Consider the following 13037-nt stretch of genomic DNA (forward strand, 5'->3'; position numbering starts at 1 on the left):
AGTAGCTTTTTCGTTTCTATTCCCAATGTTATATGGTTATGCAAGAAGTCTAATTGGTATAACCATGCATGAATGCTATTTTCGGCAGAATCTCTTACAATGCTCAAAAGCAGAAAAACAAAAACTTGATTTTCGCAGCTAAATAGTGGACCATCAAAAGCACGCATAAATATCTACAATGAAAGAAAAAACTTTCACAATCATCGATGGCTATGGTTTTCTTTTCAGAGCTTACTATGTACTACCTCACTTAATTACCACAACAGGAATGCCAATAGGTGGTGTATATGGCTTTCTGAATATGGTTCTTAAGTACATTGCCCATTCGGACTACTTAACTATAGCACTTGATGCAGGAAAAAAGAATTTTAGGCACAATTTATATCCTGAATACAAAGCAAACAGAGTAACGCCTCCTGAGGATCTAATTCCACAGTTCACCATACTGAGGGAAGCGGTAGAAGCTTTTAACCTCAGCTATGAAGAAATTGAAGGTTATGAAGCAGATGACATAATCGCAACACTAGCTGCAAAATACGCCAACCACCAAGACTTTAAAGTGGTAGTCGTTTCATCAGATAAAGATTTATTTCAACTCTTGAACCACAATATTTTAATATTCGACCCCATTAAAAATATATATATAGATGAAAAACAAGTAATAGAAAAATTTGGTGTAAACTCACACAAGCTTCTTGATTTATTTTCTCTAACTGGTGATGCATCTGACAACATTCCAGGCGTTCCGGGAATAGGTCCGAAGACTGCAGCTAAATTACTAGATGAATTTGATTCATTGAATAATATTATAGAGAACATTGATAACATCGAGCAAACGAGGATTCGTAATATTCTTGCTGAACATAAGGAAAAAGCGCTAATTTCAAGAGAACTTTTATCACTATGCGAAAAAGTAGACCTTCAACATGATATTGCAAAATGTGAAGTTCGCCCTCCAAATATGGAAAAACTATTATCCTTTTTAAAGAAGTATGAATTCAATTCCTTAATAGGTAAAATAGAAAAGCTTTTTTCCTATAATGGATCTAGCACAAAAGAGAAAATAGAATATAGTAGTGAAGAGTTAGAGAAATTTTTGGAGCATTGTAGATATGAAGGCAAAATTGCAATTCATTACCACCTTGAAAACAATGTATTAAGTCTATCTTATAGCGAAAGTAATATTTTTTGTATAGAGCAAGATAGCATACAAAATGCACTCATTACAATCAACTCAACTTTACTCTCAAATGGGGTGCTTAAAATAATACATAACATTAAAGAGATGAGGAAAATCTTCCCTGCAGTGGAGAAGATGCTAGATTCAGTTGATGATTTGATGATAATGTCGTATAGCTTGGATACAGGAAAACATGATCACAGTATTCCAAACATAGTTGCGCATAATTTGAGTGAAAATGCAGAAATTTTCTCGGCAAAAACTTTAATAGCAATTCATGAAAAGCTAAAGCAAAGGTTATTTCAGGAAAAATTGTTCACAATTTACGAGCGCTTCGATAAGCCACTTATGAAAGTGATATTTAATATGGAGAAAAATGGAATATTGCTAAATATTCAAAAATTACAGGAGCTGTCCGATAAATTTCAGCAGGTAATTGCTGTACTTGAAAGTGAGATATATAATTTGGCAGGGGAGAAATTCAACATTGCGTCACCAAAACAATTAAGTGATGTTTTATTTAATAAAATGGGGCTTAATAAAAAGAAAAAGTCAAAATCTGGATCGTATAGCACCAATTATGAAGTTCTAGAGGCACTCGAAGAAGAAGGGGTAGAAATTGCAGGTAAAATTTTAAGTTGGCGACATTCAAGTAAATTGAAGAGTACCTACACTGATGCATTAATAAAACAGGTTGATCCGCTCGATGATAGAATACACACAAGCTTTTCAATAACTGCAACTGCAACTGGAAGGCTGAGCTCCAGCAATCCTAATTTACAGAATATTCCTATCAGAAGCGAAGAGGGAAATCTTATCAGACAAGCATTTATTGTGCCAAAAGGGTGCAAGATAATCTCTGCTGACTATTCGCAAATAGAATTGAGGCTCCTGGCACACGTTGCAAACGTTGCAGCATTTAAAGAAGCTTTTGCAAACGGACAAGATATTCACGATATCACCGCTAGGCAAGTTTTTGGAGTGCAAGAAATAGATGAGCAATTAAGACGCAAAGCAAAATCTATTAATTTTGGAATTATATATGGAATCAGCCCGTTTGGCCTTGCAAAACGGCTTGGAATTACCATTGCGGAAGCTGCTGAATACATTAATTACTATTTTTCCTGTTACCCAGAAATAAAGGCCTATATGGAAAAAGCAGTGTCTATCGCAAGATTGCATGGTTATGTAGAAACTTTGTTTGGCAGGAGATGCTTTGTAAGAGACATAAACAATACAATTCCTTATGTAAGACAATTTGCAGAAAGGGCAGCGATAAATGCACCACTGCAAGGAACTGCTGCTGATATAATAAAACGTGCGACGATTCAGCTTTTTGATCAGTTAAAAGTAGGTAAAATAATCCTCCAAGTTCACGATGAACTACTGGTTGAAGTAGAAGACGAAAAGGTACAAGAAACAGCAAAACTTATGAAAGACGTAATGGAAAATGCAATAGAAATTTCTATACCACTTGAAGTAGAAATAAAAATTGGCGACAACTGGGCTCTTAATTATGACTTAAACATGGCGGATTCTAAGAGTATAGATTATTTGAATTAATATGAAAAATATGCTACAATTAAAGTATAGTAAATGTGAGTAACTCAGTTATGACAAAAATATTAACTCCACAAACAAAGAATTTGGAGCCTTCAAATCAGGTAACTAACAAAGATGAGAAAGTTTTTAAATTTAAAAACGAGGAGCACCAGTTAATCTATCGTGCTTTCCTAGATACTTTAGAAAATCCAGAAACTCTAGAAAATCTAAAAAAGCAAACGAAACAGGAAATAGAAAAGAAGGAACAGAAATTGAAAGAAGAACTTCCAGATCGAGAAAAACAAGAATTACAGGATGATCTGAAGTCATTAGATGAACGATTAGAGCGATTACAGAATGGAAATGAAAAGAAAATTTTTACTTTTATATCAAAAAATCATGAAGGTATATTCAATAATATTAATCAAGAAGATATAAAGTTACTAAGTGAAGAAAACTTTTGTCAGCTTTTACTTTCCGTATTTGAAAAAATTAGAGAAAAAAATTTAGCTAGTGAAGAGAATTTAAAGAATGACAAAATAAAGCAAGAAGTAGCTGAATGTGTAGCTGATATACGCGGTACAGAAGCTAAAGATTCACTCATAAAGCTTGCTGGGTGGCCGCTTGGAATAAAGATAGACCCAAAAAATATTTCCAGCTCTTTTATGAATGGGGTGAAAGAAAAAATACCATTCTTAGGTAAAGATAAAAAAGAAGAGGATGAACCACCACTCAGTGATGAAGAGATGGCAACAGCATTCTTACGTAAGATTTTTCTTCCTATTTCTTTTTCCATTGCTTCAATATTAATTTTTGGTCCTACTACACTCGCGATAGTTGCTGCCGTTATTGGTACAATATTCGCCATAAAAGGGGGAGTGGAGGTTCTTTTTTCAAATGACAAAAAAGGTACTTTATATAACCCTCATTCACGAGATGAAAAGAAAAAAGAAGGATGGGATGGGAAAATTCTTGATGGTATTAGTAAAATTTTAGGATCCAAAGTTAATGAAACTGGGCAGGGTAATCAACCTGCTGTAACAACTGAGGAGCAACTTACTCAAAAGAGTGAGCAGTCTACTGTGCTTGAACAAGTTACTTTAGATCAGCAAAAAACCACAGGGCAGCAACCAAGTAAGACTACCTGAGTTTGCCAATAAAGTGAGTTGTGTAAGAGGTCTACTATTATTCTATAACGCATACAACAGGAGTATGATCAGACGGGTTTTCTAGCTTACGCAATCTATCATCTACGTAGCATGTTTCCAATTTATCTACAGCTTGTGGCGATAATAGCATATAATCTATTCGCATTCCTTGATTGTTTCTGAGTGAATTGCCTTGATAATGCCACCAAGTGAATTGTTGCAAATTGGGGTGGGATATTCTAAACGTGTCTTTAAACCCAAGATTCAAGATTGCTCTTAACTTCTCACGTTCTTTTATATGAAAGCACACTTGGCCATTCAATAAATTTGAATCAAAAACATCAATTTCATCCAGTGCAACATTATAATCGCCAGCTATAATAGTTAACTCTTCATTTTTCAACAAAGTGCTCATCCTTTCATATAGGTTATCAAAAAACTTGAGTTTATACTCAAACATATGAGAGTCTGGGCTTTGACCATTTGGAACGTATACACTTCCTACCCTTACCTTATGATTGGTGTGTTTTATCACACATTCTATATAACGTGCTTCTTGATGACTCTCTACAACATCAATTTTTAATTTTTCCAGTATCGGATATTTAGATAAAACACAAACGCCATTTCTTGCAACTTGTCCATAGATAGTATATTCATATCCTAACTTTTCTATCTCTACATAAGGAAATTGCTCTTCCGTACATTTTATCTCTTGCAGCAAAACTATATCTATCTGACTGTCAACTATAAAACTACAAAGTTGGTTAACTCTTTTACGTATGGAGTTTACATTCCAAGTTGCAATCTTTAGCATCAACAATCCTTATTAATTATATCAATTAAACTCTCCCCAGTAGGCAACCTCGATGTTATAATTTTTTTCCATTTGATTAACCTTAAACTATCAGCAATGTTTTTACTCATGGTATATGCAACTGTATTATTCATCACATGAGATAGCCCACTTTTTAGAACTAATGAACAAAATACCCTTGCTGTCTGTGAGGAAAAAAAAGCAACACTATCAATTTTACCATCCAACAGTAAATTTTTACACCTATTAGTTAGACTCCTTTTTATAATTGTTTTATAGAGTACAACTTCTCTTACATTAAAATCTTCTTCAGATAATCTCTTTTTTAGGTCACATGATACTTCTTGTCCCCTTATATACAAGAACTTTATTGCGTTTGAATAATGAGCTTTTATGAATGATATCAGACCATCAACGTTGCTGTCTGCTGAGATTATATCAGAAAATCCCAAATTTTTTGCAGCCTGCATGGTTGAATTACCAACTGTAATAATCGGAAAGTCATCCTCTTTGCATATTTGACTAAAAGCCTTTACACTGTTTTTACTTGTAGATATCACAACGTCAAATTCGTACGCAGATATATCAGGATTTAAGTACTTTATTGTGAATACTGGTTCTATAAAAACTTTGTATCCATACTTTCTCAATATATTTCTTGTATTGAACGAATCCAATAAAGGCCTCGTTAATAAAATAGACTTCATTCTGATTTATTTCACTACTAGTAAAATAGTACCCTTTATACACAAATTACTGAATAAAAATTTTTATTTTGATGGCTTGAGCAACTATTCAAGTAATTGATGTTGAAATAAGGATACTCAGTCCCCTATTTACCACTAAGCTTTAAATTCACTTATACTTTTCTAATGCTAATTACATTGAACTCTGTTGAATCATTCCATTTACCTGGAGTTATATTGAATACTAATTCTCTCTCATCTAAAGATAAAATTCCATTATCTATCTTATAGTTATTTGTATAACACTGTTCGATTCTGCTATCTTCTATCCTCTCTTCTATTTGTAAAGATTTTGGATTAAGCATTATATCTTTATGTACGTTTCCATCGGAACGTATATATGTATATAAGTTTTTGAATACCAAATTCTCATATGCATCACGTTCTACTACATATGTACTAAGATCTGTAAGATCTCGATTATCCGTATTATATTCAGATATTACATAATAAGCATTATCCTCAAAAAAATCTGGGTGACTGTTTAAAAAATCCATATACTAACCTCTTTTATTATTAAACTATTAATATTATAGCTAATATTCCTATACAAGTCAAATAAGTTAACTTGTTGACACTTAAACTGCTTTTACAGATGGAGAGAGGGTATCAGTAGGTTTTTCTGCCTGTGGTTTGCTGATCAAAGTCCGAACGATATTAGCTGCCATAAAGGTACAGCCTAGAATAAAAAAGGCAGTAGAAACAAAAGGAATGATAGGAGATTCGAGAGGCAATATAGATGCAATTCCTCCTATTAAAAACGAAACGTTAGATGTAATATCAAGACAGATCTTTGTTAGTTTTTTTTGTCCTGCTACACCAAGTTGCTTCTGCTGTAGGAAATGATCCTTTAATGACCATATATTTAAAGCAAACGAAAGTACACTTAATATAGTGCCGGCAATACTAAAATACAGACTTAAGACAGGAATACTAAAGGCTAATGCTGCTATATATCCAATAAAAGAAGCAGTAGATAGTGTAGTAACTAAGCGTTTCGAGTAAGTTCGTACCTTCTTTCTGTAGGCTAACTTATCTTTTTCACCATACATAGCATAAATATTACCTAATACGTTATATTGTAGCATTAATTAATTCAACAAGCAATATGGAAGCTAAAAGTGCCCGAGAGAAGACTTGAACTTCCACAACTTAAAAAGTTACTAGCACCTGAAGCTAGCGCGTCTACCAATTCCGCCACCCGGGCTTTTTATAGTTTACTATGTTAAAGTTAAATAATATACTTAAACAATTTTTAGTTCAAAGGTAATGCCAAATCTAGATCAAATATTTTTCGCTCAAAACAATGTTAATATTAATAACGTATATAAAATAGTCAATAACGCTTTGAGCAATAGCGATGGTGGTGAGCTGTTTCTAGAATTTTGCCAGTCGGAGTCCCTGATTTTCGATGATAACATATTAAAACACGTGGATTTGAATACCAGAAGGGGATTTGGTTTAAGGTCTTTTTGTGAGGATAGTACATCTTTCGTTTGTTCTTCTGAGATTAGCGAAAAAGAAATTAGTAATGCTGCTTCTATGGTAAAAAGCTCAGTGTCTTTAAACAAGACAAATTCAATAAATTTAAACGAAGAGACAAAAAGCCTATATTCGAGGATTAACCCTACAAATGAAATGGATCTGAATTCAAAGATTAAACTACTCAATGAGGTTAATGAGTATGTAAGGTCCAAAAATAACTGCGTGAAGCAAGTAAAAATAACTCTAAGTGGAGAATGGCAAGTCGTACAAATAATAAAGGGTGATCACAGATTAAGCGATATCAGGCCTCTGGTACGTTTTAATGTGCTAGTCATTGTAGAAAAGGATGGCCGTACCGAGAGAGGCTCCGCAGGACACGGTGGAAGGGATTCTTATAGTAAGTTTATTTCTGAGAAAAAGTGGAAAGAAGTTGCAAACCAGGCTTTGGAACAAGCACTGGTAAATCTTGAAGCAATTCCAACTCCAGCCGGAGAAATGACAGTTATTCTAGGTCCGGGCTGGCCGGGAGTATTGTTGCATGAAGCTGTGGGTCATGGACTCGAAGGCGATTTTAATCGTAAAGGAGTCTCAGCATTTTCAAATTCTATTGGTAAACAAGTAGCAGCTAGTGGCATCACAGTAGTTGATGATGGAACTCTGCCTAATTTGCGTGGTTCTATTAGCATAGATGATGAAGGTACTCCACCCAGTTATAATGTGTTGATAGAGGATGGAATTCTCAAAGGCTACATGCAGGATCATATGAATGCTAAACTCATGGGTGTGAATCCAACTGGTAATGGTAGAAGAGAAAGTTATAAAGAAGTTACTATGCCGCGCATGACAAACACCTATATGTTACCAGGGAAACATACGCCGGAAGAAATAATATCTAGCGTAAAGAAAGGTCTGTATGCAGTAAATTTCGGTGGTGGGCAAGTTGATATAACGTCAGGGAAATTTGTTTTTTCATCTTCAGAAGCTTACTTAATAGAAAATGGTAAAATTACACAGCCAGTCAAAGGAGCAACACTAATTGGTGATGGGCCAACAGTGCTAAAAAAAGTATCCATGGTTGGCAACGACTTAAAGTTGGACCCCGGTGTTGGCACATGCTCAAAAGATGGACAAAATGTGCCCGTTGGAGTTGGTCAACCAACACTCAAAGTCGACGCAATAACTGTTGGTGGAACTGAGATATAGATAAGGGCTAAAACGGGTTCCAGCGCATGACGAACAATTGTACAAACATTGTAGCCGTTATTCAAGTAGCCCGCAGAAACGAAAAAACTTACTTGACAAACTTCGCCAGCCTCCTTATTATGACAATAAGGGTATTTATGACTCAAAACTTGTTTTTGACCTGCAGGCTCAATGACAAAATTCAGTAAAAAACTTAGGGTATTTTTTGGCGGATTACATAAAATTATAGCGGCTGCATGTCTTTTAAATTTTTTCTACATTCAGCCAAATCGCGCTTATTTTAAGCGTTAGCACATTATTGCAGCGCCACTTACAGTAATATAGAGTCAAAACTCGCACCACGGGGCTTCTTTTGCCTTTTTTTCCGCTTGGTAAATTTCTTAATGTTTGTAGCTAAAGCAATTTAAGAGACCGAAAATGGTGTCATTCCAGCGCGTGACGCTGTAATCTAGTCTTTATTATGCAGCCACTTATTTAAAGTTAAGTTTTCTGGATCCAAGTAGTCAAGCTACTCGGATGACAGCTACCCTGAAAACCTTCATCCCGCTACGTGTTAGCGGGATCTATGCTAAGAGATACCGCGAATGAATCGCGGTATGACGGTCTGCGGCGATATGACGGTTCGTGGTGGCATGACGATAACCTCCTCATCCCGCTGCTTGTTAGCGGGATCTATGCTAAGAGATACCGCGAATGAATCGCGGTATGACGATCTGCGGCAGTATGACGGTTCGCGGCGGCATGACGTAGGATTGCTGTCATCCCGCTATGTGTTAGCGGCTGAGATACCGCGAATTAATCACGGTATGACGCAGAGCTCGCGTTAGCTATACTTTTATACTCCAACTCAGTATCCAATCTGGATCCAAGTAGTCAAGCTACTTGGATGACATCTTTCTTCTTGGTATAAATTATTTTATATCTCAATGTTCATACAGCTATGCACTTTGCCGCATAGTGGATGAGGTGTATTACCTCTAAGAGTATGATTTTTACATAATAATATAATATTCTGTTCATAAATCAATGTTTCAACGTACAACAAGAACATTTTCATTGTGATTAAGATTTCTAGTATGTATATTAATAAATCTTGTTCTCAACTAAGTAATGAAAGTAATAATTGTTATAATAATGTTATTGTGTAGCAGTTACACAATGGCAAGCGAGCGAATAAGTCTAGTGGATAAAAAACTATCTCAAGGATATGTAGCTCCAGTGCTTACAGAAGATAGCGTTATTTTATCAGACAAGCACGGCGCTTTATATTCCTTTGATATTGATAACTCAAAGGCTATGAATTGGAAATTACACCTCTCACGTAGGAAAAAAATTGGTAACATGAGCCTATCGCATTATGAAAAAAATGTTTTCTTTATAGTGGATAACACTTTACACGCAATAGATGCAAAAACTGGCAAGATTGAGTGGGAAAAAGAATTGAGAGCTCCAGTAAGAGGGAAAGCAGCAGTAATAAATAATAAATTGGTAGTATTGACTATTGATAATTATCTGTATGTGTTTGATATAAAAGATGGCAGCTCCGTTTGGGCTTATCAAAACGGTATCAATGAGGTTCGAGGTTTGTATTCCATATCGCCAACAATTTCTAACGATAAAATAATAGCACCATTTTCAAATGGTGAGTTAATAGCTTTTAATGAAGACGGTAAAAAATTGTGGAGCCAAAAATTGGCTACAAACCTTTTGGATACACAGCTCACAGATGTAACTACTACACCGAGAGTGCTTGGCGATACTTTAATAGCTACAAACAATTCTTATATTTATGGTATTGACGTGAAATCAGGAAATATTTTGTGGTCAAAGTCACTGCAAGTAAAAAGTGTATCAGACATTGAGTCATATTATAGTCCTCTTATTCCTGCAGAGAAACAAAAAGAAGGCGGAAGAATTTTTATAGTAACTGAAGATAATAAAATAATCGGCCTGGATATAAAAAATGGAGAAACAGTCTGGGCATCTGATTTAATAGAAAATACGCAATTGTTTGCTCCAATTGTGCATGCCCATACACTGTGGGTGACAAGCAATAAAGGTTCAATGCTTGCTTTTCCTGGATCTGAAAGTGCAGGAAAGGTAATCAAAGTACCTGGTAATGTGTTTCACACTCCAGTGTTTACTCACGATAAAATATATGTAACAACTGAGGGAAATGGTGTTTATTCTTTAGAAAATAGGTTTGTTCTTTATGATTGATTATGACCTGATTGTTATAGGTGGTGGTCCAGGCGGTTATAAGTGTGCTATCGCTGCTGCAAAACTTGGATTGAAAGTTGTCTGCATAGATAAAAATAGCATTTTTGGTGGTACATGCTTGCGAGTTGGGTGCATACCTTCCAAAGCACTACTTCATTCTTCCTATCAGTATGCTCACACGAAAAATGATCTGTCGAAGCTTGGCATAAAAATTAAGGATGCAAGTTTCGATTTAAAAGAAATGCTAGGCTATAAGGACGCCAGAGTTCAGGAACTTGGAAAAGGTATAGAATATCTGTTTAACCTTCACAAAATCACTAAAATCAATGGACTTGGGAAAATTACTTCTTTTGACCAAGGTAATCTTGAAGTTTCAGTTGAAGATAAGGTGCTGAAGACAAAAAATATAGTAATTGCAACCGGTTCTGACGTTATTTCTTTGCCAGGAATTAATATCGATGAGAAAAGTATTATTTCATCAACTGGTGCATTGTCTTTAACTGAAGTACCAAAAAAACTTGTCGTAATCGGAGCCGGGGCAATAGGGCTTGAAATGTCTTCTGTATGGAGGAGGCTAGGGTCTGAAGTCACTGTAGTAGAATTTTTTGACAGAATCGCTGCAGCAATGGATGGAGAATTAAGTAAGTCTCTACTTTCTAGTCTACAAAAACAAGGAATAAAATTTTTACTTAGCACTAAAGTTGAGGTAATAAAACAAAGTAGTAACTCTTTGAGTGTGAAAGTTTGCTCTGTAAAAGATGATCAAACAAACACTATAGAGGCGGATAAGGTATTGGTGGCAGCAGGACGCAAACCATGCACTGAGAATCTTAGTATTGATGAAAAAATAGAAAAAGATAATCGCGGTTTCGTTCAAGTTAACAACAGATATGAAACTAATGTGAAAGGAATATTTGCTATTGGTGATGTGATTGGTGGAGCAATGCTTGCTCATAAAGCAGAGGAAGAAGGAGTGGCAGTTGCAGAGATAATAGCAGGACAGTCACCTCACGTTGATTATGAAATTATACCATCTGTCATTTACACTCACCCTGCGGTTTCTTCGATCGGTAAAGCCGAAGAGGAACTCAAAAATGCTGGCTATAAGTACAAAGTTGGTAAATGTCAATTTGCTGCAAACGGCAGAGCAAAAATCACTGATGATGCTGAAGGATTCGTGAAAGTGCTGACTTGTAGCAGAGCAGATACAATACTAGGTGTGCATATCATAGGAGCATACGCTGATACGCTAATCAACGAAGCAGCGGTTGCAATGGCATATGGCGCAGCAGCAGAGGATATATACAGAATTTGTCATTCTCATCCTGATATAAATGAAGCCTTTCGAGATGCGTGCATCGATGCTTTCTTTAAAAAATAATTGTGGACCTCGGTTCAATCATTGAAAAATGGTATGAGTGGCTGAGGTGCAACAGATCTTATTCACCAAACACTTTAGAGTCATACATGAGGGACTTGAAGGATCTTATAAGTTTCCTAAATACTCACATTGGTGGAGAAGTAAATGTTGGTACTCTGAAAAATTTAAGTATACCTGAGTTAAGAAGTTGGCTTACCTCTCGTTATGCAAGAGGTGTGAATGCAAGATCTAACGCTCGTGCATTGTCAGTAATCAGAAATTTCTTCAAGTACATAAAAAACAACTACAATATAGACAATGAAGCTGTATTTTCCTTATCAAGGCCAATTCAGAGAAGAACTCTGCCCAAAGCATTATCAATACCTGATATGAAAACTTTGGTGAAAGAAATGAAATTATCTGACTTGAGCGAACCTTGGGTGGTAAAAAGAGAAATTGCAATTATCGTCCTGCTATATGGTACAGGCTTAAGAATCAGTGAAGCGTTGAACCTTGGGGTTAGTGATATTAACAATGAAAGTTTAATAGTAACAGGTAAGGGAGATAAACAAAGGCAGGTATTCATTCTTCCGGTAGTAAAAAAGTGTATACAGGAATATGTAAAAGCCTGTCCTTATCTTGGCATTAATAATGAAACACAATATCTTTTTTTGGGAGTAAGAGGAAAAAAATTGGGAAGAACTTATGTGGCTAATCGTTTGCAGAAAATAAGGAGAATATTAAATCTGCCAGAAATCTTATCTCCACATGCATTTCGTCATAGTTTTGCTACTCATTTGCTTCAAGAAGATATTGACATAAGATCAATACAACAACTGCTTGGCCACTCAAGCCTGGAAACCACCCAGGTTTACACTCACCTCAATTATCAAGATGTTTTTAACATGTACAAAAATTTTCAGCAGGGCCTGGAGAAGAAATCAAAACCCTTGTAACTTGAGGATTGTCGGTGGTACCACCAGGTCCTATATCTCGTTCATCCGCTTTACATAAATAATATCCTACTAAAAAAAGAACCAGTGCAACTGCTGTAAGACAAGCACCTATTACTAGATAATCGTATAAAATTGCTAAACCTACACAACCAGTCAATGCTCTAGATAATATAAAAAATGCATAAGCATAGTTGCTTTGTTTTTTACCAGGAGAAATTGCCTCCGAGGATTTTTCGTTTTTATTACTCAGACTTTTAGTACGGAGCAGTATATTTTCTGATGAAAGCCTATCTCTTTCTTCCCTTACTTGTTTCAAATCTCTTTCTAATTGTGAAATTTTGCTAGTTTCGCTCGTTTTTTCACGCACAACCTTATCCAGC

Annotated in this window: 11 protein-coding genes and 1 tRNA gene; 6 read left to right on the forward strand and 6 right to left on the reverse strand. The window is 35.5% G+C overall.

The genetic code is table 11. The features are described 5' to 3' along the window. Nucleotides 1–178 precede the first annotated feature (178 nt). Nucleotides 179–2743, forward strand: a complete 2565-nt coding sequence (gene polA, locus OOK87_RS02505) for a DNA polymerase I (RefSeq protein ID WP_264687966.1) — start codon at nt 179–181, stop codon at nt 2741–2743. Nucleotides 2744–2802: 59 nt separating this feature from the next. Further along, nucleotides 2803–3870, forward strand: a complete 1068-nt coding sequence (locus OOK87_RS02510) for a hypothetical protein (RefSeq protein ID WP_406719585.1) — start codon at nt 2803–2805, stop codon at nt 3868–3870. A gap of 37 nt (nt 3871–3907) precedes the next feature. On the opposite strand, the gene OOK87_RS02515 is transcribed toward OOK87_RS02510, so the two are convergent. The 5 genes from OOK87_RS02515 to OOK87_RS02535 form a co-directional block, all read right to left on the reverse strand. Continuing rightward, the gene (locus OOK87_RS02515) at nt 3908–4687 is read right to left on the reverse strand and encodes an exodeoxyribonuclease III (protein ID WP_264687968.1); all 780 of its coding nucleotides are present in this window, start codon (nt 4685–4687) and stop codon (nt 3908–3910) included. Then, complete coding sequence (locus OOK87_RS02520) at nt 4687–5394, reverse strand: uroporphyrinogen-III synthase (RefSeq protein ID WP_264687969.1); 708 nt, start codon at nt 5392–5394, stop codon at nt 4687–4689. The genes OOK87_RS02515 and OOK87_RS02520 overlap by 1 nt, the downstream gene beginning before the upstream one ends. Nucleotides 5395–5546: 152 nt before the next feature. Further along, nucleotides 5547–5930 (reverse strand): hypothetical protein, encoded by a 384-nt coding sequence (locus OOK87_RS02525; RefSeq protein ID WP_264687970.1) that lies wholly within the window; start codon nt 5928–5930, stop codon nt 5547–5549. A gap of 81 nt (nt 5931–6011) precedes the next feature. Further along, nucleotides 6012–6485: a hypothetical protein gene (locus tag OOK87_RS02530; protein WP_264688469.1), complete on the reverse strand. Its 474-nt coding sequence runs from the start codon at nt 6483–6485 to the stop codon at nt 6012–6014. Between the two features lie 70 nt (nt 6486–6555). Continuing rightward, a tRNA-Leu gene (locus OOK87_RS02535) sits at nt 6556–6640 on the reverse strand. Between the two features lie 62 nt (nt 6641–6702). Here OOK87_RS02535 and tldD point away from each other — a divergent pair. The 4 genes from tldD (at nt 6703) to OOK87_RS02555 (ending at nt 12657) form a co-directional block, all read left to right on the forward strand. Continuing rightward, a complete protein-coding gene (gene tldD / locus OOK87_RS02540) occupies nt 6703–8121 on the forward strand; it encodes a metalloprotease TldD (RefSeq protein ID WP_253309342.1) in 1419 nt (472 codons plus the stop codon). A gap of 1110 nt (nt 8122–9231) precedes the next feature. Then, nucleotides 9232–10341: an outer membrane protein assembly factor BamB family protein gene (locus tag OOK87_RS02545; RefSeq protein WP_253309341.1), complete on the forward strand. Its 1110-nt coding sequence runs from the start codon at nt 9232–9234 to the stop codon at nt 10339–10341. Further along, nucleotides 10334–11722, forward strand: coding sequence for a dihydrolipoyl dehydrogenase (lpdA, locus tag OOK87_RS02550; RefSeq protein WP_264687971.1), 1389 nt, complete (start codon nt 10334–10336; stop codon nt 11720–11722). The genes OOK87_RS02545 and lpdA overlap by 8 nt, the downstream gene beginning before the upstream one ends. A 2-nt stretch (nt 11723–11724) precedes the next feature. Beyond that, on the forward strand, nt 11725–12657 hold the full coding sequence (locus OOK87_RS02555) for a tyrosine recombinase XerC (protein WP_264687972.1): 933 nt from the start codon (nt 11725–11727) through the stop codon (nt 12655–12657). Here OOK87_RS02555 and OOK87_RS02560 read toward each other — a convergent pair. After that, entirely contained in the window at nt 12602–13024 is a 423-nt protein-coding gene (locus tag OOK87_RS02560; protein WP_264687973.1) for a hypothetical protein, read from the reverse strand. The two genes, OOK87_RS02555 and OOK87_RS02560, sit on opposite strands and share 56 nt — an antisense overlap. Nucleotides 13025–13037: the final 13 nt, after the last annotated feature.

The organism is Wolbachia endosymbiont (group A) of Sympetrum striolatum, from assembly GCF_947250715.1.
Taxonomy (GTDB): Bacteria; Pseudomonadota; Alphaproteobacteria; order Rickettsiales; family Anaplasmataceae; genus Wolbachia.